This window comes from Anoxybacillus suryakundensis (assembly GCF_001418025.1).
GTDB lineage: Bacteria > Bacillota > Bacilli > Bacillales > Anoxybacillaceae > Anoxybacillus > Anoxybacillus tengchongensis.
On the sequence record NZ_LIOK01000005.1, the window covers coordinates 19,309 to 43,863 of the forward strand.

At 43.8% G+C, this 24,555-nt stretch carries 29 protein-coding genes and 1 pseudogene; all 30 read right to left on the reverse strand.

From position 1 onward, the window contains the following. Window positions 1-267 (reverse strand): annotated as a pseudogene (locus ASC42_RS14020) (hypothetical protein); the annotation flags it as partial. 279 nt (window positions 268-546) lie between these two features. Beyond that, window positions 547-1,311 carry a tyrosine-protein phosphatase gene (locus ASC42_RS04590; protein WP_055440756.1) on the reverse strand — a complete coding sequence of 255 codons (765 nt, stop codon included), beginning with the start codon at window positions 1,309-1,311 and terminating at the stop codon, window positions 547-549. A 134-nt stretch (window positions 1,312-1,445) separates the two neighbouring features. Continuing rightward, complete coding sequence (locus ASC42_RS04595) at window positions 1,446-2,108, reverse strand: CpsD/CapB family tyrosine-protein kinase (RefSeq protein ID WP_055440886.1); 663 nt, start codon at window positions 2,106-2,108, stop codon at window positions 1,446-1,448. 28 nt (window positions 2,109-2,136) lie between these two features. Beyond that, entirely contained in the window at window positions 2,137-2,877 is a 741-nt protein-coding gene (locus ASC42_RS04600) for a YveK family protein (RefSeq protein ID WP_055440757.1), read from the reverse strand. Window positions 2,878-3,183: 306 nt separating this feature from the next. Beyond that, a complete protein-coding gene (locus ASC42_RS04605; RefSeq protein WP_055440758.1) occupies window positions 3,184-3,582 on the reverse strand; it encodes a hypothetical protein in 399 nt (132 codons plus the stop codon). A gap of 138 nt (window positions 3,583-3,720) precedes the next feature. Then, window positions 3,721-3,951, reverse strand: a complete 231-nt coding sequence (locus ASC42_RS04610; protein ID WP_003396952.1) for a hypothetical protein — start codon at window positions 3,949-3,951, stop codon at window positions 3,721-3,723. Window positions 3,952-4,017: 66 nt separating this feature from the next. Further along, window positions 4,018-4,449 carry a 3-hydroxyacyl-ACP dehydratase FabZ gene (fabZ, locus tag ASC42_RS04615; protein WP_055440759.1) on the reverse strand — a complete coding sequence of 144 codons (432 nt, stop codon included), beginning with the start codon at window positions 4,447-4,449 and terminating at the stop codon, window positions 4,018-4,020. An 82-nt stretch (window positions 4,450-4,531) separates the two neighbouring features. Further along, on the reverse strand, window positions 4,532-4,744 hold the full coding sequence (locus tag ASC42_RS04620; RefSeq protein ID WP_055440760.1) for a DNA-directed RNA polymerase subunit beta: 213 nt from the start codon (window positions 4,742-4,744) through the stop codon (window positions 4,532-4,534). 12 nt (window positions 4,745-4,756) lie between these two features. Beyond that, the gene (locus ASC42_RS04625) at window positions 4,757-5,581 is read right to left on the reverse strand and encodes a flagellar hook-basal body protein (RefSeq protein WP_055440761.1); all 825 of its coding nucleotides are present in this window, start codon (window positions 5,579-5,581) and stop codon (window positions 4,757-4,759) included. A 10-nt stretch (window positions 5,582-5,591) separates the two neighbouring features. Further along, window positions 5,592-6,380, reverse strand: a complete 789-nt coding sequence (gene flgF / locus ASC42_RS04630) for a flagellar basal-body rod protein FlgF (RefSeq protein WP_055440762.1) — start codon at window positions 6,378-6,380, stop codon at window positions 5,592-5,594. An 87-nt stretch (window positions 6,381-6,467) separates the two neighbouring features. Continuing rightward, window positions 6,468-7,472 carry a rod shape-determining protein gene (gene mreB, locus ASC42_RS04635; RefSeq protein ID WP_055440763.1) on the reverse strand — a complete coding sequence of 335 codons (1,005 nt, stop codon included), beginning with the start codon at window positions 7,470-7,472 and terminating at the stop codon, window positions 6,468-6,470. Window positions 7,473-7,552: 80 nt separating this feature from the next. Continuing rightward, window positions 7,553-7,816 (reverse strand): sporulation transcriptional regulator SpoIIID, encoded by a 264-nt coding sequence (gene spoIIID / locus ASC42_RS04640; protein ID WP_032101302.1) that lies wholly within the window; start codon window positions 7,814-7,816, stop codon window positions 7,553-7,555. 222 nt (window positions 7,817-8,038) lie between these two features. Further along, window positions 8,039-8,815, reverse strand: a complete 777-nt coding sequence (gene spoIIQ, locus ASC42_RS04645; protein ID WP_245191145.1) for a stage II sporulation protein SpoIIQ — start codon at window positions 8,813-8,815, stop codon at window positions 8,039-8,041. A 74-nt stretch (window positions 8,816-8,889) separates the two neighbouring features. Beyond that, window positions 8,890-9,876 carry a stage II sporulation protein D gene (gene spoIID / locus ASC42_RS04650; RefSeq protein WP_082435690.1) on the reverse strand — a complete coding sequence of 329 codons (987 nt, stop codon included), beginning with the start codon at window positions 9,874-9,876 and terminating at the stop codon, window positions 8,890-8,892. Window positions 9,877-9,975: 99 nt separating this feature from the next. Next, window positions 9,976-11,274 (reverse strand): UDP-N-acetylglucosamine 1-carboxyvinyltransferase, encoded by a 1,299-nt coding sequence (gene murA, locus ASC42_RS04655; RefSeq protein ID WP_032101304.1) that lies wholly within the window; start codon window positions 11,272-11,274, stop codon window positions 9,976-9,978. 31 nt (window positions 11,275-11,305) lie between these two features. Beyond that, window positions 11,306-12,001, reverse strand: a complete 696-nt coding sequence (locus tag ASC42_RS04660; RefSeq protein WP_055440765.1) for a YwmB family TATA-box binding protein — start codon at window positions 11,999-12,001, stop codon at window positions 11,306-11,308. A gap of 82 nt (window positions 12,002-12,083) precedes the next feature. Further along, a complete protein-coding gene (locus tag ASC42_RS04665) occupies window positions 12,084-12,314 on the reverse strand; it encodes a DUF1146 family protein (protein ID WP_032101306.1) in 231 nt (76 codons plus the stop codon). A 56-nt stretch (window positions 12,315-12,370) separates the two neighbouring features. Beyond that, complete coding sequence (nuoN, locus tag ASC42_RS04670) at window positions 12,371-13,873, reverse strand: NADH-quinone oxidoreductase subunit NuoN (protein WP_055440766.1); 1,503 nt, start codon at window positions 13,871-13,873, stop codon at window positions 12,371-12,373. 4 nt (window positions 13,874-13,877) lie between these two features. Next, entirely contained in the window at window positions 13,878-15,389 is a 1,512-nt protein-coding gene (locus ASC42_RS04675) for an NADH-quinone oxidoreductase subunit M (RefSeq protein ID WP_055440767.1), read from the reverse strand. Then, window positions 15,389-17,245 carry an NADH-quinone oxidoreductase subunit L gene (gene nuoL / locus ASC42_RS04680; protein WP_055440768.1) on the reverse strand — a complete coding sequence of 619 codons (1,857 nt, stop codon included), beginning with the start codon at window positions 17,243-17,245 and terminating at the stop codon, window positions 15,389-15,391. Before nuoL ends, ASC42_RS04675 begins: the two co-directional genes overlap by 1 nt. A gap of 58 nt (window positions 17,246-17,303) precedes the next feature. Next, window positions 17,304-17,615, reverse strand: a complete 312-nt coding sequence (gene nuoK / locus ASC42_RS04685) for an NADH-quinone oxidoreductase subunit NuoK (RefSeq protein WP_055440769.1) — start codon at window positions 17,613-17,615, stop codon at window positions 17,304-17,306. After that, the gene (locus ASC42_RS04690) at window positions 17,612-18,121 is read right to left on the reverse strand and encodes an NADH-quinone oxidoreductase subunit J (RefSeq protein ID WP_055440770.1); all 510 of its coding nucleotides are present in this window, start codon (window positions 18,119-18,121) and stop codon (window positions 17,612-17,614) included. The genes nuoK and ASC42_RS04690 overlap by 4 nt, the downstream gene beginning before the upstream one ends. After that, complete coding sequence (nuoI, locus tag ASC42_RS04695) at window positions 18,118-18,537, reverse strand: NADH-quinone oxidoreductase subunit NuoI (protein ID WP_003396988.1); 420 nt, start codon at window positions 18,535-18,537, stop codon at window positions 18,118-18,120. Before nuoI ends, ASC42_RS04690 begins: the two co-directional genes overlap by 4 nt. Window positions 18,538-18,559: 22 nt before the next feature. Further along, complete coding sequence (gene nuoH / locus ASC42_RS04700) at window positions 18,560-19,561, reverse strand: NADH-quinone oxidoreductase subunit NuoH (protein WP_055440888.1); 1,002 nt, start codon at window positions 19,559-19,561, stop codon at window positions 18,560-18,562. Then, entirely contained in the window at window positions 19,561-20,661 is a 1,101-nt protein-coding gene (locus ASC42_RS04705) for an NADH-quinone oxidoreductase subunit D (RefSeq protein ID WP_055440771.1), read from the reverse strand. Before ASC42_RS04705 ends, nuoH begins: the two co-directional genes overlap by 1 nt. Window positions 20,662-20,665: 4 nt before the next feature. After that, window positions 20,666-21,670, reverse strand: coding sequence for an NADH-quinone oxidoreductase subunit C (locus tag ASC42_RS04710; RefSeq protein WP_055440772.1), 1,005 nt, complete (start codon window positions 21,668-21,670; stop codon window positions 20,666-20,668). Continuing rightward, window positions 21,671-22,183 carry a NuoB/complex I 20 kDa subunit family protein gene (locus tag ASC42_RS04715; protein WP_006319894.1) on the reverse strand — a complete coding sequence of 171 codons (513 nt, stop codon included), beginning with the start codon at window positions 22,181-22,183 and terminating at the stop codon, window positions 21,671-21,673. Next, window positions 22,174-22,572 carry an NADH-quinone oxidoreductase subunit A gene (locus tag ASC42_RS04720; protein WP_052009615.1) on the reverse strand — a complete coding sequence of 133 codons (399 nt, stop codon included), beginning with the start codon at window positions 22,570-22,572 and terminating at the stop codon, window positions 22,174-22,176. Before ASC42_RS04720 ends, ASC42_RS04715 begins: the two co-directional genes overlap by 10 nt. A 121-nt stretch (window positions 22,573-22,693) precedes the next feature. Beyond that, a complete protein-coding gene (locus tag ASC42_RS04725; RefSeq protein WP_055440773.1) occupies window positions 22,694-23,098 on the reverse strand; it encodes a F0F1 ATP synthase subunit epsilon in 405 nt (134 codons plus the stop codon). A gap of 24 nt (window positions 23,099-23,122) precedes the next feature. After that, window positions 23,123-24,544 (reverse strand): F0F1 ATP synthase subunit beta, encoded by a 1,422-nt coding sequence (gene atpD, locus ASC42_RS04730; RefSeq protein WP_032101315.1) that lies wholly within the window; start codon window positions 24,542-24,544, stop codon window positions 23,123-23,125. Window positions 24,545-24,555 lie beyond the last annotated feature (11 nt).

Here is a 24,555-nt window from a genome sequence, read left to right on the forward strand (position 1 = left end):
TTGTGCGACGTCTTGTTGTAATGCTTGTTGACCTGCTTGTAACTGTGCGACGTCTTGTTGAATTTGAGCAACCGTGTTTTCTAGTGCTCGCTGGCCTACTTGTAGCTCTGTTACATCTTGCTGGATTTGAGCAACACTCTTTTCTAATGCTTTTTGACCGCGTTGTAACTCTTGTTGCGTTTGTTCAACACGTTCTAATCGCTCATGAACAGGCTGTAGTTCTTCCTTCAATACAGAGCGAAGCAAAGCTTTTAATTCTTGACTCATTGTATCCCTCCTTTACCATTTCTCTCATTATAACATGGCAAAAAAGAGACATAAATAAAAAACAAGGTTAGCATTGGGCATCTAACCCGCCCTCACACCGCACCATTGACGACAGGCGTCTAAGGTGGCAGGACCGTCATCGTCCCCACCCACAGCACGGCCGAGTGCCTCCGTTGATAACGGTAAGGAGACATCACCGAAAAGGAAAGCCGATATCGACAAACGTTCGAAATCAGCAATGCACAATTATTCCATAGTATGTATAGGAAACGATGAAACTTAGAAAATACCTAAAAATTTTTTCTTTTTCATTCGTTCTGGCGCATCTTTATACAATGTGTCGTTTGCGACAAGCAGCTGTGCGTTCTCTTGAAACACATACACCGCTGGTGAGCCGAACTGTTTTTGGATGACGTCGTACGCTTCGCGCATATGAAATGCACGTGTCGTCGTATTATGTGCATCGGATGCGATTAAGTGAGCTAAATTCGCTTCAATCATTTGCAGCGAAAACTTTTTAATATTTTTTCCGAACTTTCCTGCGACACTTGCGGCAGTCAGTTGTGTTAATGCTCCTTTTTTCACTAGTTCGTATAATTTGTTCGGATGTTCAACGAGCTCACTATTTCGTTCGGGATGGGCAATGATCGGAACAAGCCCTTGCAGTTGCATATCGAAAAGAAGCTGCTCCGTATAGCGCGGAACGTGGTTGCTTGGAAGCTCCACAAGCACATACTTCGTCTCCGCAAGCGACAAAATATCCCCATCGCGATAATGATCCATCAGTTCCCCATGAATGCGCACTTCCTGTCCTGGTAAGATAGAGAGGGGAATGTGATGCATTTGCAACGCCTCATTTAATGCATAGACGTGCTCAATAATCGATTGTTTCTCATTTTCAAACGTTCCGTTACGGTGATGAGGGGTTGCGATGATCGTTGTGATCCCCTCAGCGACCGCTGCTTTCGCCATGGCGATCGCATCATCGAGCGTCTTTGCTCCGTCGTCAACCGACGGTAAAATATGACTATGAATATCAATCATGCGAACCCCTCTCTCCCTTTTTATATCGACCAAAAATCAATGGATTTCATCATCTTTCGACAACTAGATTCACGAAATTTATAGTAACATAGGAAAATAGAAGGAGACAATATACAATTTTTGTCGAATATTGTCTATTTGTTACCATAGTAATAGTAATAGCTACTTTCTTTTTGTTTCTTTTGGTTTAATACGACACCGAGAAGCTTTCCTTTCGCAGCCAAAAGTAGTTCTTTCGCCTTTTGTGCTGCTTCAATTTCTGTTTTACCGCTTTGGACGACAAGAATTGTTCCGTCGCATTGATTCGCTAAAATTTGTGCATCTGTAACCGCTAAAACGGGCGGTGTATCAAAAAGAACAACATTAAACTGATCATACGCTTCCGCTAATAGTTCTTCCATCGCAGCTGAACCAAGCAATTCAGCTGGATTTGGCGGAATCGGACCGCTCGTTAAAACGAATAAGTTTTCCACATCTGTTTCTTTCACTGCTGTTTGAAGTGTAGCTTGTTTCGTTAATACGTTCGTTAAACCGACGTAGTTGTCTCTTCGAAACGTATAATGTACTGTCGGTTTACGTAAATCTGCATCGATAAGAAGCACTTTTTTTCCTTGTTGTGCAAAAACGACCGCTAAATTGGCAACCGTTGTCGATTTTCCTTCTGCAGGGGCAGAGGAAGTAACCATAATTGAGCGCAACGGACGGTCAGCGACCGAAAATTGAATGTTCGTGCGAATCGTCCGATATTGTTCAGAAATCGGCGATTTTGGATTTGTTTTTGTAATGAGTGAGCGCATCGTCCGCTCAAATACTTGCTTTTTCTTTTTAAGAACCAATCGTCTCACCTCGTACTTGTCTTTTGGCTTGCATTGTTTGAACGCCGTTTTGATCGTCTTCAATAACCGTTACTGCCCCTAGGACAGGTAGCTCAAGCAACTTCTCGACATCTTGTTCGTTTTTAATCGTATTATCTAAATACTCAAGTAAAAACGCTAAACCGACGCCTGTCATGATGCCGACAACGAAAGCGATCGCCATATTTAATAGCGGCTTTGGCTTGACCGGAACCGGCTGTTCTTTTACTTCTGCCTTCGCTAAAATGTTCACGTTATCGACGTTCATAATTTTAACGATTTCGCGCTGAAATACGCTCGCAACTGTATTTGCAATATCAGCAGCCATATACGGATCGGGATCTTCCACTGTGACGTTAACTACTTGTGAGTCTTTTTCGCTCGTTACATTAATTTTTTCATTAAGTTCTTCAACGGGCATGTTTAAGTCCAGTTCTTCTTTGACAATATCTAAAATCGCTGGGCTTTTCATAATGACGTTATACGTATTAATAAGTTGCAAGTTCGTTTGAATTTCACTAATATTGTAAATCGGCTGTTCACTTTTCGCTTGGTTCACTAATAGTTGTGTCGATGCTTGATACATCGGCGTCAGCACAAAATAGCTAACGATGCCGCTTGTCATCGTCGCGATGACGGTAATCGCAATAATAAGCCAAGCGCGTTTACGCAACGTTTGAAATAGTTCTCGTAAGCTAATCGTCTCTTCCATGACGTCCTCCCATAAAACATATATTTTCGACAAAAACATTCACTAGATTCATTATACCGACAAACACTTCCGTTTTTCTACCCTTTTTGTCAATTTACTTCCACGAAAAAAAACCGACAGCTTCACATGCTATCGGTTAGTGAATCATCTCTTCTTCTGTTTCTTCTTGCGTAATGATTTGTTTTGCTTGTGCAATGATATTATTCATTTCTGCCACCGTATAGTCGCCCTCTGGTAGCGGGCGGTCATATGCTTGGTAATATAAAATTTCTGCTAGTTTACGTTGCTTTTCACTCGCTCGTTTCGTTAGCTTTTCTTTTTTTTTAGCTCTTGTTGTAGACGTTCAATATGATATTTTGCTTCTAACTTACAGCCGTATGGGAAATCATCGATGCCAAGGCGTTCGGTGAGACGGTTAATTTCTGCAATTTGTTCATCCGTTGGAGGTTCGTTTACGAGTTGGTCAATAATTTCGTTAATACGTGCTGCAAGTTGCTCATGAAATTGTGGGTTTGTTTTAATCGCATCATCTAATTCCGCAAACCATGTCGCTTCATTGTACAAATAATGGCGCCATTGTTCCATAAATGTGGCTGCATCGTATTTTGTTTCATCCCAACCAATCGTTGCCATATATTTTTCAAACACTTTTTTAATCGACAGCGTGATGTTCATCTTCATGCGATGAGGAAGCTGTTTTAACATATATAAAACCCTCCATATGATTATCGTCAACCGTTACTGTATCATAAAGAAGCGTGTATTGACAAAGTTTTTTTATAACTATACTAACGGTTATAGGAATTAAGGGAATAAAAAAACGCAAGAGGAAACCTCTTACGTTTATTCGTCCGTATTGTCAGCATCGTTCATATCTTCGGCATCTTCGACAGCGTCTTCTTCATCCGGCACAGCATCGTTTTCATCGTCGCCAACACCTTCATTTGTGTCTTCACCCGGCTGCATTTCTTCTTGATTGTTCATATCGTTGTCTGTATCATCGTTATTGCAGCCTGTAACGACCATGACGGCAATGAGCGCGCTAATAAGCTTAAGTAGCCATAGTTTTTTCATTGCATATCTCCTTTCTTAGGCATATGTAATCACTTATAACATGCCCAGAAAAAAGAAGCGTATGCATTATTTTTTCTCACCTAAAGCAAACATAATATCTGTTTCGCATACGAGCTCGCCGTCAACGGTAGCGACTCCTCTTCCTTTACCGATTGCCCCTTTGAAACGAATCATCTCCACTTCTAGACGTAATTGATCGCCCGGTTTTACTTGTTTTTTAAAGCGGCAGTTGTCAATGCCGGTGAAGAAAGCAAGACGTCCACGGTTTTCTTCTTTCATTAACATCGCGACAGCTCCGACTTGCGCAAGCGCTTCAACAATTAATACACCCGGCATAACAGGATAGTCAGGAAAATGGCCGACAAAAAATTGTTCGTTGGCGCTCACGTTTTTGATGCCAACGGCACGCTTTCCTTCTTCCACTTCAACAATGCGGTCAACGAGTAAAAACGGATAGCGATGTGGAATAATTTGTTTAATTTGTTGAATATCAAGCATATAAATTCCTCCTTTATAAAAAAACGGAAGGATCTCCCTTCCGCTTGTTTTCAATGTATCATGTTTTGAAGTGGTATGTCCACTACTGTTTCTCTACTAAATCAATAATATGTTGCCACGTTGCTGGCTTTAATGCATCGAACGGGTTTCCTCCGCCAAGCATACCGTAGCCAATCATCGCCCCTGCTAATGTGCTAATCGTAATCAAACAAAGGACGATAAGCAAACGAAGCCAAATCGGAATAAGACGGCGACGCGGACGGCGAAGCGAGCGTTTCTGTTGTTTTTCCTCCATATACATTCCCCTCTATGAACGAATGCCGTTAATGAGCCCCATCATTTGATCCGATAATGTAATCGCACGAGCATTAAGTTGGTATGACCGTTGCGTAATCATAAGTTCGCTCATTTCGGTCGCTAGTTCCACGTTCGATTGTTCTAGGGCATATTGTTGTAGTGAAATGTTGTTGCGATTGTTGCCAGCTAAATTAACCGTTACGTCTTCATTATTCACATCAGCTGGAAAAGCAAAACGGTTATCGCCAAGCGCTTGCATCAGTTGCGGACGCGTCACGTATGATACGCCGATGTTGATCGTCTGCATCATATTTCCGTTTGGCGCAATGAATTGCATTGTACCGTCTTGAGTGACTTGAATATCTTTAAATCCTTCCGACACCGTAATTGGTTCGTTGTTTTCATCTACGACTGCATAACCATCTGCCGTCACAAGCATGAGTTCATTCGGATTGTCCGCCGACGGACTAAGGTAAAACGCACCGTCACGCGTATATTGAATCGCACCGTCGACAAGAATGCGGAAAAATTGCCCTTCTTTCGTCAATGCAAGATCAAGCGGGCGATCCGTTTTTACAATCGATCCTTGCTTCATTTGCATATGTGTTGACGCTACTTTTGCGCCGACACCAAGGCGGACGCCAGCCGGGGTGAGGCGCGGTGCTTCATCTGTTTTTGGCAAGTTAGTAAACTGTTGAGCGAGCAATTCACCGAACACCGCATCGCGCTTTTTAAACCCGTTTGTGTTGACGTTTGCGATATTATGGCTAATGACGTCCAGCTGTTGTTGTAGTTGGTTCATTGTATTGGCGGCAGTAATCATTGAACGAAGCATCGTCATCCCCCTACTTTAAGCGGCCGATTTCATTTGCCGCTTTGTCCATACTTTTATCGTATGCTTGTAAAATTTTTTGGTTCGCTTCAAACGCTCGGTAAGCCGAAAGCATGTCAGTCATCGCACGAGACAAATCGACGTTTGAACGTTCAATATATTGTTGACGAATCGTATACGTCTCAGCAGTCGGGAGTTGTTGTTCTGCTCGAAATAAACCATTTCCTTCCTTCGCAAGCGCTTGGACATTTTCAGCGTAGGCGATGCGAAGGCGTGCAAGTTGCTTCCCATTTTTTGTAATCGTTCCGTCCGTTAATACAGTAAACTGCTCGTCCCCGACGAAAATACGGTTGTTGTTTTCATCGAGCACGTAAAGACCATCTGTCGTCGTTAAAAAGCCATCTGCATCGATCGTAAAATGACCGTTGCGCGTATAACGAACGTCCCCTGTTTCGTTTTGTACCGTAAAAAATGACGTGCCTGTGCCATCAACAATAGCTAGGTCGGTATTGTTGCCTGTTTCGCGTATATCGCCTTGAGCAAAGTTTGGCACAAGTTCTTGCACGTACACACCCGTCGATAGCGGGCCAATATATGTCCGGTCACGCCATGTCAGTTTTTTTTCTGTCGGAATCGTCGTTTGTTGAATGCGATGCATCAACATCTCTGGAAAAGCCCGTAACGATGCTTGATCGGCTTTATAGCCTGGCGTATTGGCGTTTGCGATATTGTTCGTCATCATTTCGATACGGCGTTGTTGGGAAAGCATGCCTGAAGCAGCTGTATATAATCCGCGAAACATAAAACGTCCCCTCCATCGTTTTCACACTACTTTCATTATAAAAGAAAAAGGGGAAAAAAGCGAATAGGTACCATTTCCCAATGGCACCTATACAAGTTGACGATATGGAGCTTTGTCGATATTATCGAGCATTAACCCTGTGCCGATTGCGACGCAATCCATCGGATTTTCCGCAATAAAAACAGGCACTTTTAATTCTTGCGCAAGCAATTGGTCCATACCGTGAAGCAACGCTCCGCCTCCTGTTAAGAAAATACCGCGGTCAATAATGTCGGCTGACAGCTCTGGCGGTGTGCGCTCAAGGACGCTTTTTGCTGTTTGGACGATCGTATATACCGTTTCGCGTAGCGCTTTTTCAATTTCACCGGAACGAATGGTAATCGTTCTTGGTAAGCCCGTTACTAAATCGCGACCACGAATATCCATCGCTTCATCGCGAGCGTTCGGAAACACGGTAGCGATGTTTATTTTAATTTCTTCTGCAGTTCGCTCACCAATTAATAGCTTATATTCTCGTTTAATATAGTTTAAAATTTCTTGATCAAATTTATCACCGGCTACTTTAATCGAGGAGGATGTGACGATGTCACCCATCGATAATACTGCAACATCCGTTGTACCTCCACCGATGTCAATAACCATATTTCCAGATGGTTGAAAAATATCCATTCCAGCGCCAATGGCTGCTACTTTCGGTTCTTCTTCTAAGTATACTTTTTTGCCGCCGCTTTTTTCGGCTGCTTCTTTAATCGCTTTACGTTCGACTGACGTAATGTTCGTTGGACAACAAATTAAAATGCGCGGTTTCGCAAACCAGCCTTTTACATTGAGCTTACTTAAAAAATGTTTCAGCATCGCTTCCGTAATTTCAAAGTCCGCAATCACCCCATCTTTTAATGGACGGATGGCGACAATATGCCCAGGCGTGCGCCCGACCATGCGCCGCGCTTCTTCTCCGACCGCTAACACCCGCTTCGTATGTTGATCAATCGCAACAACAGAAGGTTCGTTTAATACAATGCCTTTTCCTTTTACATAAATCAACACGTTCGCCGTGCCGAGATCGATGCCAATATCCCTTGCTAAAAACATGTATGTTCCTCCTTGCCATTTCTCCTAATAAAATATTTTACCACAACGATGTCGAAAAAAGAGCAAGGGGAACAAGAAATTTACGTTGCTTGCTCCGTTTCTTTTTTATATTTTTTCTTCGTTGCTTCTCCTCCTCGCAAATGGCGAATGGATTTATGGTAATCTAAAATTTCTTTCACTTCATTCGCTAATTCGGGGTTAATTTCCGGGAGCCGTTCCGTTAAGTCTTTATGCACGGTGCTTTTGGACACACCGAACTCTTTCGCGATGACGCGAACGGTTTTTTTCGTCTCCACGATGTACTTGCCAATCTTGATTGTACGCTCTTTGATGTAATCGTGCACACTGCTCGCCCTCCCTAAGTTGGATGTGAGAAGTGTGAAATGAGACGTATAAGGCGTTTATCGCAGTGGCGTTTACTCGTTCATAACAAAATCGTCAATCCCATCTATTAATCGTTCATCTCACCTCAAACACCCTCGTTGTTCAAGTTTGTAATAGTGTATTAGGCAAGAAGAAAATATATTCCATAAAAAAGCGAACAGATGAGCATTTTGCCCACCTGTTCATGTTCTTGCCATTCCGATCGAAGCATCTGGAACAGTGCTTGACGGATCGCTTTGTTGTTCATTTGTTTTGTTTTGATTTGTTTCTTGTTGTTCCGTTTGTTGCTCTTTGTTTTCTAATGCGCTTAGCGGTTGATCGAAGTAAGCGACTGGATTGACCGCTTGCCCATCTTTACGAATTTCAAAGTGGACGTGAACGCCTGCTTCTTGATTAAACTCGTTTGTGCCCGCTTTTGCAATGACTTGTCCTTGTTTTACTGTATCACCTGTTTTCACTTGCACGTCTTGTAATGATTGATATACCGTCACAACGCCGCGATCGTGTTGAATATGAACGACGTATCCAAAAAGCGGGTCTTTTTCTGCTTTAATGACTGTTCCACTTAATGATGCAGTTACATCAAAGCTTTCGCCGTTTTTCATCGCGATGTCGACACCTTTGTTTGGATAATATTCATCATTATAAGAGACGAGAGCAGCTTCTTGTTCTTCGGCTGGTGCACTGAAGTCGTAAAATGGTTTAGCGATTTCAACAGCATTCGGATCAAGGACAGGCATCGCAATTTGTTCCACTACTTGTTGAACCGGTACAGACTCTGGTTCGTTGACCGCTGTACCTTGTTTCGCTTCATCAACAGGCGGTTGCACGATGTCGTTTGTTTTGCTTTGGAACCAAAGCACACCTGTTAAAATGAGCGCCGCACTGAACAAATAAATGGAAGGAACAACCCAACGTTTACGGAACAACTTTGAAACTTTTTTGTTTTCTTCTTTCATGTTCATCACCTCAGCAACCATTGTGAACAGAAAGAAGAACATTTATACACATGAAAACAAAAAAATTTGTCGCTTCAAAATTTCGAAGCGACAAGTGAGAGATCGTGAATTTGTACCCCTTGGTAATAATATTTGACAATCTCTTTATACGTTTTCCCTTGCTTGGCTAAAAAGTTTGCCCCGTATTGACTCATACCGACGCCATGGCCGTATCCTTTCGTCGTAATAACGATGTGATTTCCTTGCCTTGTCCATGTGAAATCTGTTGATTTTAATTGCAACTTTTCACGCACTTCTCGACCGGTAAGCTGTTTACCATTAATATCGACAAGGGCAACACGCTTGCCTGGCGTGCGCGCAAGCACTTTGCCAACCGAACCGTCTTTCGGTAATTTCACGCCGAGCCGTTGTTCAAATTCACGAACAGATATCGTCACTTGTTCATAAAACTTCGGCGACTGTGTATCCCACGGGCTTTCAACGCTCGTTAAATAAGGGAAAGCGTTTTGCCAGTACGCTTCTGAGTTTTCCGTATAGCCGTTGCTCGTGGAGAAAAATGCCGCTTCAATTGGCTCATTGTTGTACGTTAAAATTTGTCCCTTTGTCGCCTCGACCGCTTCTTTAATTTTTTTTATTTTCCATTCGTAACTGATGCCCCATATGTCTTTTAGTTGCTCGTCATTATAATACACTTGATGCATGACCGTATCGGTGACGTTTGCCCCTTCTGGTAGTTGAATCGGTTGGTTATATATGAGTTGTTTGACGATGTACGTTCTTGCGGTCAATGCTTGCGCTTTTAATGCTTCCATTTCAAACTCTGCTGGCATTTCCGCTGCTACCACACCAATGACATATTGTTCTAGCGGCAGTCGCTCGACTTTTTTTTCCTTGCTTCGATATACAGCTACTTCCACCGTCGGCTCATCGCGCGCTTGAATTTGCATCGGTTGGGCAGGAAGGGGTGCCTCTTGCTTTTCCCCAAATGCTAAAACAACTAATGCAGGAATGAGTAAAATGAGTGTAAATAACGCAATCGTTGCCATCATCCATTGTCGCAATTGAATCCCCCCTTTGTCATTATTACACTTTATGCCCGAGGACAAGCATATATGCAAAAAAACGACCATTCGCCTTCTGCAAACGGTCGTTTCTTACATTCATCCAACATCTGTCATTTGTCTTTGTACTGTATCGATATCTTCACGTACACGTTCAATATCAGCACCTAACGCAGCTAATTTTTCATGGAAGCGAACGTAACCGCGATCTAAATGTTTCAGTTCGGTCACGCGCGTATATCCTTCTGCAGCAAGCCCGGCTAAAATAAGTGCTGCAGCCGCACGTAAATCCGTCGCAGCCACTTCTGCCCCTTGCAGTTGGCACGGACCGTTAATAATGACGGAACGCCCTTCAATTTTCATATCAGCATTCATACGCCGAAATTCTTCGACGTGCATAAAGCGATTTTCAAATACCGTTTCTGTCACCATGCTTGTGCCTTCTGCTTTCATAAGAAGCGCCATCATTTGTGACTGCATATCCGTCGGAAAGCCCGGATGTGGCATCGTTTTTACGTCAACGGCTTTCAATTTGTCGGGAGCAATGACGCGCAAACCGCTGTCTTCTTCTATAATGGTGACACCCATTTCTTCCAGCTTTGCGATTAACGATGTTAAATGTTCTGGCACCGCACCTTGCACAAGAACGTTTCCGCCTGTAATGGCAGCTGCAATCATAAATGTTCCAGCTTCAATACGATCAGGAATAACTGTATGTTCGGCACCATATAATGTAGTAACCCCGTCAATGCGAATCGTGCCTGTTCCTGCACCACGCACTTTCGCACCCATCGCGTTTAAAAAATTAGCTAAGTCGACGATTTCCGGCTCTTTTGCGCAGTTTTCAATGACGGTCGTCCCTTCTGCTAATACAGCAGCCATCATAATGTTTTCAGTCGCACCGACACTCGGGAAGTCTAAATAAATTTTTGCACCGCGCAATTTTCCATTTACTTCGGCGTCGATGAAACCGTTACCGATTTTCACCGTCGCACCCATCGCTTCAAATCCTTTTAAATGTTGATCAATTGGTCTTGACCCGATCGCACAACCACCTGGTAATGCGACGCGTGCGCGACCTTTGCGCGCAAGCAATGGACCCATCACTAATACAGATGCTCGCATTTTTCGTACATATTCAAATGGAGCTTCAACACTCAGCTCTCCAGATGCATCAACGACAATTTTGTTGTTGCCAACCGTTACGTCCGCTTGTAAGTGACGTAACACTTCACCAATCGTATATACATCGGAGAGTTCGGGTACATCGTAAATGACGCTTTTTCCTTCACTTGCTAATAATGTTGCGGCGATGACAGGTAACACAGCGTTTTTCGCACCTTCCACTTTCACTGTGCCACTTAACCGCTTCCCGCCGCGGACGATGATTTTTTCCAAGGCATTCCCCTCCGCGTCCAAAGTCTCTATATTAATATTCAGCTGTTATGATTGGGGTGCCAATGACAACGGTCGTTCGCGCGCCCAATCCGTCTTGTCGTAACGCCAGTTGAAGATTCATTTGTTGTTGTCCGACAGAAAGTGATGTCTTCCACTGCTCAGTATATGCTGAGACAGAGACAAATGCCTCTTCACGCAATGATTCAATCGGTTGCGCTTGAAACGAAGCAAGCAAGCGAACCGCCTTGTCAAACAAAACACCTTTCATCTTACCATCGAATTCCCCTGTAATACAAGTGAAAAATGTAGGTTTTACGAATAATTTTGTCGTTTGTCGGTCGAGTGTGCGTTCGAGTTGTTTATTCCACGTTGAACCGGTTGCTTCATATAAAACAACAATCGTTTGATGATGAGCGACCGTGATGAGTTGAATTGTTTCAACGTAAGCGGAGGTTTCACGTTTGCCAATCATCTTGTGCGGTTCAGCCGTCCAACGAAAAGAGGACCATGTTCTCACGTATTGTTGGATCCAGTTGTGAGGGTCATTTGTAAGCACTTGCTCTTTGGCGTAGACGTTCCATCGTTTGAGGTGAATATGATGGGATTCAAATACGCCAAGCATGTCGTTCATTTTCGTTATTTCTTCATCGACACGTTTACCATCATACATCCGATAACCACTTAATAACAAACAAAAAATAACGAGTGCCAACCATCTTTTTTTCATCTCTTTTCCCTTCCTCTCCTTAGCTTTTATTGTTGCCAGATCGGAAGGGAAGATACGTAAAAAAAATCGACAATGCTCGCGTCTAAAGTAAAAACGGCAACTGGCGCGACCAGCGTAAATAATCTAAAAAGAAATTGCTCACTAATGAACCGATGACAATCGTCAAAAGAATGTAAAATACACGTGCTTGAATGATGCGATTCGGTTTAAAAATAACTTCAAGCCGCACCGCTTGTAACGTCCACCACGTCACTGTAATGAAAAATACGTGCGACAATAAACTAATTAACGCTTCTTGTCCAAACGTCTCCATGTTTACTCCTCCTTCAAAATAAAAAATGGAAGGGTACACCCCTTCCATTATACGTCTTATTGAAGAAAATCGCTAAAATGTTCAAACGGTGCAAGGAAATCGTAGGCAATGTTCGGAAAAACCCCTAATAAAACGGTGCCGATGACACAAATAACGACGACGGCAATAACCCCCGGTGGCCACTCTAATCGATGTGTATGTTCGACCGGCCGGAAAAACATTTGAACGAAAATACCGAAGTAATAGACGTACGATACAACTGTCGTGATCACCATGATAGTTGCAAGCACGTAATGAGCTGGCTCAACGACGAATGCACCGAGGAAAATGTTCATTTTCCCGATAAATCCAGCCGTCCCAGGAATGCCTGCAAGCGATAGTAAAAAGATTGTCATCGCTACCGCCATGAGCGGCGAGCGACGGTACAAGCCCGCAAATACGCTCACGTCTTCATCATCGTGATGCTGAGAGACAACTTGTAAAATCGCAAACGCCCCAATGGTCATAAACAAATACGCCAACAAGTAAAACCAAATCGCTTCAAACATAAACATCGATAAGCTTGCGAAAGCAACGAGCACGTATCCCGCATGTGCGATGCTCGAATACGCTAGCATGCGTTTGACATTGCGCTGGCGAAGCGCGATCGTATTGCCAATAATCATCGTTGCTCCTGCTAAAAAAGCGATGTATGGCGCAAGCGTCATAAGCATTGAAGCAGAACTTCCTGATGGCGTTTGAGCAAATACGGAAACGATAACGCGCAACACGATAACAAATCCAGCTGTTTTAGAAACAACGCTTAAGAAAGAAACAACTGGCGTCGTTGCGCCTTGGTATACGTCTGGTGCCCACATATGAAACGGAGCAGCCGCCAGTTTGAATGACAAACCGATAAACGTAAGCAAAAAGGCAAGCGATAAAATATATTGATGGTTTTCATCGTACGTGCTTGCGAGTTGCTGGGCAATTTCTTTTATATTTGTCGATCCGGTAAAGCCAAAGATGTAGCTCATCCCGAACAACGTGATAGCTGTGGCAATACTTCCGGTAATGACGTATTTTAACGCTGCTTCATTGGCTAATGTATGTTTTTTCCGAATCGCGACGAGAATATAAGAAGAAAGCGACAATAATTCAAGGCCGATAAACAACGTAATGAGATCACCGCTTGATGTCATCATCATTGCACCAAGAAGCGCAGTTAAGAACAAGTAGTAAAACTCACCGCGATACGCAATGCGCTCTTTCGGTTCATAATGAAGAGCAAGCAATAAAACGAGCGCACTACCAATGAGCAATAACGCTTTAAATGATTTGGCGAACGAATCGAGACGGAACGTATCACCTAAAATGGACGTGACATCACTCGTCCATAAACCGAGGAGCGATACGAATGAAACGGCGATGCCAACGAAAGCGAATAAACCAAGGAGACGCCGACTACGATTTTCCGGCATAAATAGGTCGATGAGTGAGAGCGCAACCGCCACACCAAGAATAATAAATTCCGGCATCATGACGCCCCATTCATAGCTAAGTAATGTTTCGAAATCCATCTCATCAACCCCCTAACCCGTTCATCATCGTTTCAATCGTCGTTTGTAGTGGCATCGCCAATACGTTCGGATATACCCCGATGATGACAATAAGAAGCAGTAAACTAATTGCCGGCACCCATTCGATGCCTCGTAAATCGTGCACGTTTGATACCGTTGTTTGTCCGAACGTCATGCCAAGTACAGCGCGTAATAAATACACAGCGGTCATAATAATACCGAGCGTACCGATGGCAGCTAACCACGGTTCTGCTTGAAATGCACCAACGAACGCCATAAACTCGCTAATAAATCCGGACGTTCCTGGCAAACCGAGTGAAGCCATCGCACCGGCGAGAACAAAACCTGAAACGTACGGCATCGTCTTCGCCAAACCACCTAAACGGGCAAGCGTCGTTGTACGCGTTCTTTCGTACATAACGCCAACGAAGAAGAATAAAAACGCCGCAATAAATCCGTGTGACACCGCTTGAAAGATCGCTCCTTGTATTCCTGCCTCGTTGAGCGAGCCGAGCCCAATTAATACAATACCCATATGCGATACACTCGAATAAGCAAGCACCATTTTAAAGTCGGTTTGTCTAAGCGCTAAAAACGCACCGTACAACAAATTGACAACACCGAAAACAATGAGCCATGTCGAAAATTGTTGAAATTGCCCGGGAAATAATCCGAATGCGAATCGAACAAGACCGAAAGCACCAATTTTTAACAAAACCCCTGCATGCAGCATGACGACTGATGGTGGCGCTTGAACGTGCACGCGCAACATCCAACGATGAAGCGGCACGATCGGCAATTTTACTCCAAATGCAACAAGCAATGCAATAAATAAACCGTAACGAAGATCGTCGGAAATTGGCGAAATGGTTTGTACCGCTGGGTTAGTTAATATGTAGCGTAACTCCGCAATGTTTGATGTGCCGGTACGCGCAAACAATACCGCAATAACGATCAATAAAACAGCGGAACCGAGACCGTTATAAATTAAATAGCTATAGGCCGCTTTTTCTTTTTCGAAATACCCCCATTTTCCGATTAAGAAAAACATCGGAATGAGCGTCAACTCAAAAAAGATGAAAAAGAGCACAAGGTTGCTAGCAGCAAATACGCCAAGCATACCGATTTCGAGCAATAAAAACAGTTGAAAATACCCTTTCCACTCTTTTTGAATGGATGTAGAAGCGATCGCCGCAAGTGTTGCTAAAATGGTCGTTAAAACGATCATGACAAGCGCAAAACCGTCAACATGAAGTTCATATGCAACAGTAAAATCCGTCTCCTTTAAAAACGGAAACTCACCAAATTGAATCCATGACCGTTTTTCCGTTAACTTGCTTATATCATAACCGTTTTGATATTGCCAAAACGCAAACAACGATAAGCATAACGATGGCAACGTTGCCAACACACCAAGCCATTTAATCGCTTTTTCTTGCTCTTTCGAAAGAAACGAAAGAACGAGTATACCTAAAAGTGGGGAGAAAATTAAGAGCGATAAAAAGTATGGCTGCATTATAAATACCCCCCTGTCACCGCAAAAATGACGACGAGAATCGCTAAAACGACAATCGTTACCGTACCGTACATCTGCACTTGCCCGTTTTGTAAACGTGAGCCGATTCGGCCGATGCCGCGCGCTGTTGCTGCAAATAATTGTGCCAATCCTTCCACAAGGAATCGATCGATATACTCAAATAACAAACTAATAAACGAAGCAACACGAATGACGGTAAGTCCGTAAAACTCGTCGATGTAATATTTGTTCATAAGCACGTTGTACGTGAGTGGGAAACGTGACGATAACCAGTCGCGCGCAATCGCACGTTTGCCATATATGAGCCATGCTAATGCGATTCCGCATAATGAAACAATTGTCGCTACAATCATAATCCAGCTTGGACCTTCTGTATGGGCGTACCAGTTCGTTCCTTCTGTCAACCACTCACCTAAAAACGCTCCCCATGGTGTTTGCACGTAACCAGAAACGACTGCGAGCACACCGAGCACGATCATCGGCAACACCATAACCGTTGGTGACTCATGCACATCTTGGGCATTTGTCCGCGCTTCACCTGTAAACACAAGAAAAAATAAACGGAACATATAAAACGCTGTGAAAAAGGCAGCAATAACAGCGACAACAAATAAACCGACATGCCCGTGCGTCCAGGCGGCAATTAAAATCTCATCTTTGCTGAAAAATCCTGAGAAAAATGGGAATCCGCTAATTGCTAACGTTCCAATTAAAAAGAGTGGAGCGGTCCATTTCATTTTTTTCCATAATCCGCCCATTTGTTCAATATTTTGCGTATGCACCGCATGAATGACGCTACCTGCAGCTAAAAAGAGCAACGCTTTAAAAAAGGCGTGCGTCATTAAATGAAAGACACCTGCCACGTACCCAGCAGAGCCGAGCGCTAACATCATGTAACCGAGCTGGCTAACGGTCGAATAGGCAAGCACCCGTTTAATGTCCGTTTGCACTAAGCCGATTGATGCTGCAAAAATGGCGGTAAATCCTCCGACATAAGCGACGGTCATCATCGCTGTTTCACTCGCTTCGTAAAGCGGGAACAATGTTGCCACTAAATATACTCCAGCGGCGACCATCGTCGCGGCATGAATTAATGCTGATACAGGTGTCGGTCCTTCCATCGCATCTGGAAGCCACGTATGAAGCGGAAATTGACCAGATTTTCCGACAGCTCCAATAAAAATAAGAATAGCGCTTAATGTAATGATCGTCGTTGACACATTACCGTTTTGTAACGAAGCAAAAATAGCTTCATATTCAAAGCTTTTTACTTCTAAGAACAATAAAATCATACCGATCAGCAACCCGACATCCCCGATGCGCGTCATAATAAACGCTTTTTTCGCTGCAGCTTTTGCTTCTTCTTTGTAAAAATAAAATCCGATCAATAAGAACGAGCCGAGACCGACAAGCTCCCAAAACATGTACGTTTGCAATAAGTTAGGCGATATGACGAGCCCAAGCATCGCAAAAGTAAATAAGCCTAAATATGCATAAAACACCGGAAAGCGCTCATCACCGTGCATATATCCTTTCGCATACGTATGTACGAGAAAACTAACAAGCGATACGACAACGAGCATTAATGCATTTAATGCATTTACTTCAAAGCCGACCGTCAAATGCACATCCCCGATTGTTAACCATGTATATGCTTGTTTGTATGTTGGTGACGTCCATCGCTCATACAACGTTCCGAGGGCAAATACGAGCGAAAGAAACGTCAACAACATTCCGACATACGCGCTTCGTTCTTTTAACTGCTTGCCCGCAACAAGCAGCACAACAAACGATACGAACGGAAAAAGCGGTATGAGCCATGCGTTTTCCATCATCGTTCAATCATCCCCTTTTTCAGGTGCATTTATATATAACCCCTTTGTTTCCCATCCTTTATCGTTTCATTGAATCAACTTCATCAATATGAATGGTTTTGCGATTGCGGTATAGCGCAATTAAAATGGCTAATCCAACCGCCGCTTCTGCTGCGGCAACAGTAATCGTAAAGAGCGAAAATACTTGCCCTGTAATGCCTGGGTTAATCCCGTACTTGCTAAATGCGACTAAATTGACGTTTACCGCATTTAACATAAGTTCAATACAAATGAGCACGATTACTGTATTCCGTTTTGTTAACGCCCCGTACAATCCGATGCAAAATAACAGAAGCGCAAATACGAGATAGGCGGATAACGGTACGCTCACTCTCCCGCCTCCTTATCATCTTTTTTCGCTAAAATGACTGCGCCAATTAATGCGACAAGCAACAAAACAGACGCAAGTTCAAACGGAATGACGTACTTCGAATATATTGCAATTCCGATTTGTTCCGTATTTTTATCATGAAGCCCAACTGCTTCACTGCCAAAGTCGAGCGTGCGAATGCCAATATACATCACGGCGCCAAAAGCAACTGTACCGAGCAAAGCGAACGCTTTTCGAAGCGGGCTACCTGTCGATTGCCCGTCATCTTGATGGCGCGTAAGCATAATACCAAACAACATAATGATCGTAATTGCCCCAGAATAAATAAGCACCTGGACAGCCGCGACAAATTCAGCAGATAAAAGCACGTAAATGCCGGCGATGCTGACGAACGTAAAGACGAGCGCCACGACCATATGGACGACTTTGTTTAAATTTAACATAAAGATGCCGCCGCCAAGCGCAATGAGCGCAAGAACGAAAAAAGCAATATATTGTCCACTCATGGCTTATTCACCTTCCGCACGTTCGTATCGTTTTCATCAAGCCACGTTAAATCTTTAAATAACTCGTCGCGACTATATTCCGCTAATTCAAAGTTGTTCGTCATGACAATCGCCTCTGTCGGACATACTTCGGTACATAAATCGCATAAAATACAAATTTCAAAGTTAATGTCGTACGTATCAATAATTTTTCCTTTTTTCGTCGGGTCCGGATGTTTTTTACCCGTCAACTGAATACAGTCGGTCGGGCAAATGTTTGCACACTGATTGCAAACGATACATTTTTCTGGATAAAACTTTTGAATGCCGCGAAAGCGATCCGGCAGCGGAAGCGGTTCATTCGGATAATCGTACGTCACTTTTTCTTTTGTTAAGTTTTTCAGCGTATACGCTAATCCTTTCATTAAACCGAGCATTTCTGCCCACCCACCTTTTTATTTAAAAAAATAGTTGTTTTACAAGAGCCGTCACAAAAATATTCACGAGCGCAACTGGCAATAACACTTTCCAACCAAATTCCATTAATTGATCGGCACGCACACGCGGAAACGTAATGCGAAACCAAATGAATAAAAAGACAACAACGCTAAATTTTAATGCAAACCAAACAGCTCCTGGAATAAAACCGAGAAACGGAAGCGGATGCCATCCCCCTAAAAAGAGCACGGTCGTTAATGCCGCCATCGCAAAAAAGTACACGTATTCTGCAAGCATGAAAAACGCCCAGCGGAAGCCAGAATATTCAACATGGAAACCCGCGACAAGTTCTGATTCAGCTTCTGGTAAGTCAAACGGCGTCCGATTTAACTCTGCCACAGCTGCGACAAGAAAAACGAGAAACCCTATTGGCTGCACAACAATAAACCAAACATCTTTTTGCGCTTCAACAATGTCATTTAAGTTTAAACTTCCCGCTAACAAAATGACACCAATAACAGACATGACAAGCGGCACTTCGTATGAAATCATTTGTGCAGCTGCACGCATGCCTCCAAGCAATGCATATTTATTGTTTGACGCCCATGCGCCTGTGACAACCCCAATGGTCGTTAATCCAGAAACGGCAATGTAATACAACAGCCCTACGCCAATATCAGCAAATTGCAACGCATCCGTAAACGGCAACGCTGCAAGCACCATAAAAGCAGGAGCAAACGCAATAACCGGTGCTAAAATGAACAATGGACGATCTGCAGCTTTTGGAATCGTATCTTCTTTCAACAGTAGCTTTAACACGTCAGCAACTGTTTGGAGTAATCCCCAGCGACCTCCAACTTGGTTCGGCCCGATGCGTCCTTGCATAAATCCCATCACTTTTCGTTCGGCTAAAATGCCGTACGTGACAAACCCTAACACAACGAGCAACAGCCCTACGCCAATCGCAAAGAACATGGCGACATTCGTCCAGCTCGGCGTCGACTGTAAAAGTTGTTCCATCATCATCCATCGACCTCCCCAAGCACGATATCAATCGCGCCAAGTATCGCAATTAAATTTGCGATATTTTCCCCTTTTAGTAGTTTTGGAAGGATTTGCAAATTATAAAATGACGGTCGACGGAATTTTAAGCGATACGGCTCTTTTTTCCCGTCGCTCGCAATATAACAACCAATTTCTCCCCGCGGTGACTCGATGCGTACATACGCTTCGCCCGGTGGCGCTTTAATGATTTTTGGCACTTTCGCCATAATTTCACCGCCATCTGGAAACTGTTCGCACGCTTGTTCAATAATGCGAAGCGATTGCTCGATTTCAGCGAGACGGCATTCATAACGGGCGAAACAGTCACCTTCTGTGCGTACTGGTACATCAAAGTCAAACCGATCATAAATCGAATACGGTTCGTCTTTTCTTAAATCCCATTTCACCCCTGTACAACGTAAATTAACGCCACTTAACGAATAGGCTAACGCTTCTTCTTTCGTATATTTGCCGACGCCGATGACGCGATTGCGGAAAATTTCATTTCCTGTAACGAGCTCATGATAACCTTCGAGCTGCTTGCGCATATACGGAACGAACTGCTTGACTTTGTCAATCCATCCATCTGGCGCATCCCATTTTACCCCACCAACACGCATGTAGTTAAATGTGAGCCGCGCACCTGATAGTTCGTTTAATAGATTAATAATCATTTCTCGTTCACGAAACGCATATAAAAACGGACTGACTGCACCAATATCAAGCAAATACGTTCCCCACCAAACGAGGTGGCTCGCAATGCGACCAAGTTCCATCGCAAGCACACGTAAATATTCCGCTCGCTCTGGCACTTCAATGCCCATCATCGTTTCTACTGCATGACAAATGACGTAGTTGTTCGTCATCGCGGATAAATAGTCCATCCGGTCTGTATACGGGATGATTTGTGTATACTGCAAATTTTCTGCGATTTTTTCTGTCCCGCGATGAAGATAACCGATGACGGGAGTCGCTTCTTTAATCATCTCCCCATCAATTTTTAGCACGAGGCGAAATACCCCATGCGTGCTCGGATGTTGTGGTCCGACGTTTAAAAGCATCTCCTCTGTTCTCAGCACGCCCTTACCCCTCCATATCGTATGGCTCGTAATCTTTCCGGAGCGGATAGCCGACCCAGTTTTCCCCTAAGAAAATGCGAATAAGTTGCGGATGACCTTCAAAACAAATGCCAAGTAAATCGTACGCTTCGCACTCTGGCCAATTCGCCCCTGGCCAAAGCGGAACAAGCGAGTCAATAACCGGATGGTCACGATCAATCTTTACTTTCAGCGCAACGGACTGACGATTTTTATAAGAATACAAGTGGACGTACACTTCCATATGCGTTTGAAAATCTGTTCCGTGCAACTCAGATAAATAATCAAAACTTAGTTGCTCATTATATTTTAAAAACTCAGCCACTTTATAATATGTATCTTTTTTAGCAACAAGCGTTGGTACATCTTTCGACAAATGATTAATGTAAGCGTTTTCTAACACATCTTTTCCGAGATGCTCTTCAATGACTTTGACGTATTTGTCGAGATATGGCTGATTTAGTGACGGCTTTTCCTCTTTTTCTTCGCCGCCATCTGCACTTTTGGCTTTTGCTAACGCCGCGGCTTTTGCTTTTGCCGCCGCTGCTGCTTTTTTCTTCGCTAATTCCTCTTCGCTTAAGTCCCCTGTTTCCGCTGCTTTTTGTTTCGCTAACGCTGCGGCTTTTGCTTTTGCCGCTGCTGCCGCTTTTTTCTTCGCTAATTCCTCTTCGCTTAATTCTCCAGACTCTGCGGCTTTTTGTTTTGCTAGCGCTGCGGCTTTCGCTTTTGCCGCTGCTGCCGCTTTTTTCTTCGCTAGTTCTTCTTCGCTTAATTCTTCAGACTCTGCGGCTTTTTGTTTTGCTAGCGCCGCGGCTTTTGCTTTCGCCGCCGCTGCTGCTTTTTTCTTCGCAAGCGCAAGGTCATCTTCGCTTTCGAGCGTTGGCTCAGTTTGTTCTGTCGCTTTCTTCGCTGCAAGTCGCTCTTTTGCTAATTGTTTTGCGCGTTCCGCTGCTTCTTTTTTTCGTTGCTGTAAATCTTTTTCATCGCTCATTTACAGCACCTTCTTTCCTGTTTTCGCTTCGTAGCGAATTTTCTCTTTTAGTTTGTTAATGCCATAAATTAATGCAGCTGGATTTGGCGGACAGCCCGGAATGTATACGTCAACAGGTACAATTTGATCGACACCCTTTACAACGCAATACGACTTCACATATGGACCTCCTGCTGTCGCACACGATCCCATCGCGATGACCCATTTCGGCTCAGGCATTTGATCGTACAGACGACGAACAATGGGAGCCATTTTTTTCGTCACAGTTCCTGAAACGATCATGACATCTGACTGACGAGGCGATGTGCGAAAGAAAGAGCCGAAGCGGTCTAAATCGTAATGCGAAGAACCAACTCCCATCATTTCAATGGCACAACAAGCAAGACCGAACGTGAGTGGCCATAAAGAATTGCTGCGCGCCCATGCTTTTAACTGCTCTAATGTCGTTAAAAAGACGTTGCGGCGCATTTCTTCCATTTCTTGATCTGATACGTTCAATAATTTTACATCCATTTTAACACCTTCTTCTTCCAAGCATACACAAGTCCAATCAACAACATGACGACAAAAATAAGCATTTCAATAAGCGCAAATGCACCAAGCTTATCAAACGCAACAGCCCATGGATATAAAAATACCGTTTCTACATCAAAAATGACGAACAATAACGCAAAAATGTAGTATCGTACGTTAAATTGCACGCGCGAATCGTGGAACGGATCTAATCCGCTTTCGTACGTCGTTTGTTTCGCTGCATTTGGCGCATGCGGACGAAGGAAACGGCCGGCTGTAAGCGCAACGATTGGGAGCAAAATACCTAAACAAAGAAACACAAAGACGACTACATAACTGTTTACATAAACGTTCAACGATGTCCCACCCCTTTGTGACTTTATACACATTTTTCGAAAACGTCACACTATTAAGACTGTAACCGATAACATTATATCACTTCTTCACATATGTGTCGATAAAACTTGTTCCAAAAATAAACAAAAACCCTAAGAGGCAATGCTCTTAGGGTTAAAAATGACGATTTGCTACATTTAAACGGTTAATTGCACGACGCAATGCTAATTCTGCCCGTCTATGATCGATTTCATCTTGTTTCGCTTGCAAGCGGCGTTCAGCCCGTTCTTTCGCCGCTTTTGCACGCGCAACGTCAATATCTTCTGCTCGTTCTGCAGCTTGCGCCAAAATCGTTACACGATCAGGGCGAACTTCTAAAAAGCCACCGCTCACCGCTACAAGTTCAGTCGCATTTCCCTTCTTTAAGCGAACTGCGCCAATCTCGAGCGGTGCGACCATCGGAATGTGCCCTGGCAACACGCCGAGTTCGCCGCTTTGCGCTTTAGCGCTCACCATTTCCACATCCGCTTCATATACTGGGCCGTCCGGAGTTACGACACTGACTTTAATCGTCTTCATGAAAAAATCCTCCTCGGTCCCTTATTAAACTTCTACGCCCATTTTTCTCGCTTTTTCAACAACTTCTTCAATACGGCCGACTAAGCGGAACGCATCTTCTGGAAGATGATCATATTTTCCTTCCAAAATTTCTTTAAAGCCACGAACTGTTTCTTTTACAGGAACATATGAACCAGGTTGTCCTGTAAACTGTTCAGCGACGTGGAAGTTTTGCGATAAGAAGAACTGAATGCGACGAGCGCGATGAACGACAAGTTTATCTTCTTCAGAAAGCTCATCCATACCAAGGATGGCGATAATGTCTTGCAATTCTTTATAGCGTTGCAACGTTTGTTGTACTTTACGTGCCACTTGGTAATGCTCTTCCCCAACGATTTCAGGTGAAAGCGCACGAGACGTCGATGCAAGCGGGTCTACCGCTGGATAAATACCCATCTCTGATAATTTACGCTCTAGGTTTGTTGTTGCATCTAAGTGTGCGAACGTTGTCGCTGGTGCTGGATCTGTGTAGTCGTCCGCAGGGACGTAAATCGCTTGGATCGATGTAACTGAACCGACAGCTGTTGATGTAATCCGTTCTTGTAACTGACCCATTTCTGTCGCAAGTGTTGGTTGATAACCTACCGCGGAAGGCATGCGTCCTAATAACGCAGACACCTCTGAACCGGCTTGCGTGAAACGGAAAATGTTATCGATGAAGAATAATACGTCTTGTCCTTGCTCATCACGGAAATATTCCGCCATTGTTAATCCTGTTAATGCTACGCGCATACGTGCTCCAGGTGGCTCGTTCATCTGACCGAATACCATCGCTGTTTTGTTAATAACGCCAGAGTCTTTCATTTCATGGTACAAGTCGTTTCCTTCACGCGTGCGCTCACCAACGCCGGCGAATACAGAAATACCACCGTGCTCTTGCGCGATGTTGTTAATTAATTCTTGGATTAAAACCGTTTTCCCTACACCTGCTCCACCGAACAATCCGATTTTTCCACCTTTAATGTATGGTGCAAGCAAATCTACGACTTTAATTCCTGTCTCTAAAATTTCAACTTGAGTTGAAAGTTGTTCAAATTTTGGTGCTGGACGGTGAATCGAATCGCGACGAGCGTCTGCTGGGATGTCTTCGCCTAAGTCAATCGGTTCTCCTAATACGTTAAATACGCGTCCGAGTGTCACTTCACCAACAGGAACCGAAATCGGTGCTCCTGTATCGATGACCTCCATACCACGCACTAATCCGTCTGTCGTTGACATCGCAATTGTGCGCACTGTGTCGTCCCCAAGGTGAAGGGCTACTTCTAACGTTAAGTCGATGTCGACCTCTTTTTCGTTACGCGCTTTATGTTTAATTTTTAGGGCGTTGTAAATCGCAGGTAAGTGTCCGTCTTCGAACTTAACGTCTACAACGGGACCCATAACTTGAATAACGCGTCCTTTTGCCATCGTTTTCCCTC

Bases quoted from the DNA above. Each gene is read 5' to 3' on its own strand.
- ASC42_RS04590 (WP_055440756.1), bottom strand. From the start codon at position 1,311: ATGATTGATATTCATAGTCATATTTTACCGTCGGTTGACGACGGAGCA.
- ASC42_RS04595 (WP_055440886.1), bottom strand. From the start codon at position 2,108: ATGCGCTCACTCATTACAAAAACAAATCCAAAATCGCCGATTTCTGAA.
- ASC42_RS04600 (WP_055440757.1), bottom strand. From the start codon at position 2,877: ATGGAAGAGACGATTAGCTTACGAGAACTATTTCAAACGTTGCGTAAA.
- ASC42_RS04605 (WP_055440758.1), bottom strand. From the start codon at position 3,582: ATGTTAAAACAGCTTCCTCATCGCATGAAGATGAACATCACGCTGTCG.
- ASC42_RS04610 (WP_003396952.1), bottom strand. From the start codon at position 3,951: ATGAAAAAACTATGGCTACTTAAGCTTATTAGCGCGCTCATTGCCGTC.
- fabZ (WP_055440759.1), bottom strand. From the start codon at position 4,449: ATGCTTGATATTCAACAAATTAAACAAATTATTCCACATCGCTATCCG.
- ASC42_RS04620 (WP_055440760.1), bottom strand. From the start codon at position 4,744: ATGGAGGAAAAACAACAGAAACGCTCGCTTCGCCGTCCGCGTCGCCGT.
- ASC42_RS04625 (WP_055440761.1), bottom strand. From the start codon at position 5,581: ATGCTTCGTTCAATGATTACTGCCGCCAATACAATGAACCAACTACAA.
- flgF (WP_055440762.1), bottom strand. From the start codon at position 6,380: ATGTTTCGCGGATTATATACAGCTGCTTCAGGCATGCTTTCCCAACAA.
- mreB (WP_055440763.1), bottom strand. From the start codon at position 7,472: ATGTTTTTAGCAAGGGATATTGGCATCGATCTCGGCACGGCGAACGTG.
- spoIIQ (WP_245191145.1), bottom strand. From the start codon at position 8,815: ATGAAAGAAGAAAACAAAAAAGTTTCAAAGTTGTTCCGTAAACGTTGG.
- ASC42_RS04660 (WP_055440765.1), bottom strand. From the start codon at position 12,001: ATGAAAAAAAGATGGTTGGCACTCGTTATTTTTTGTTTGTTATTAAGT.
- ASC42_RS04665 (WP_032101306.1), bottom strand. From the start codon at position 12,314: ATGGAGACGTTTGGACAAGAAGCGTTAATTAGTTTATTGTCGCACGTA.
- nuoN (WP_055440766.1), bottom strand. From the start codon at position 13,873: ATGGATTTCGAAACATTACTTAGCTATGAATGGGGCGTCATGATGCCG.
- ASC42_RS04675 (WP_055440767.1), bottom strand. From the start codon at position 15,389: ATGCAGCCATACTTTTTATCGCTCTTAATTTTCTCCCCACTTTTAGGT.
- nuoL (WP_055440768.1), bottom strand. From the start codon at position 17,245: ATGATGGAAAACGCATGGCTCATACCGCTTTTTCCGTTCGTATCGTTT.
- ASC42_RS04690 (WP_055440770.1), bottom strand. From the start codon at position 18,121: ATGAGTGGACAATATATTGCTTTTTTCGTTCTTGCGCTCATTGCGCTT.
- nuoI (WP_003396988.1), bottom strand. From the start codon at position 18,537: ATGCTCGGTTTAATGAAAGGATTAGCGTATACGCTGAAAAACTTAACA.
- nuoH (WP_055440888.1), bottom strand. From the start codon at position 19,561: ATGATGGAACAACTTTTACAGTCGACGCCGAGCTGGACGAATGTCGCC.
- ASC42_RS04710 (WP_055440772.1), bottom strand. From the start codon at position 21,670: ATGAGCGATGAAAAAGATTTACAGCAACGAAAAAAAGAAGCAGCGGAA.
- ASC42_RS04715 (WP_006319894.1), bottom strand. From the start codon at position 22,183: ATGGATGTAAAATTATTGAACGTATCAGATCAAGAAATGGAAGAAATG.
- ASC42_RS04720 (WP_052009615.1), bottom strand. From the start codon at position 22,572: ATGTGTATAAAGTCACAAAGGGGTGGGACATCGTTGAACGTTTATGTA.
- ASC42_RS04725 (WP_055440773.1), bottom strand. From the start codon at position 23,098: ATGAAGACGATTAAAGTCAGTGTCGTAACTCCGGACGGCCCAGTATAT.
- atpD (WP_032101315.1), bottom strand. From the start codon at position 24,544: ATGGCAAAAGGACGCGTTATTCAAGTTATGGGTCCCGTTGTAGACGTT.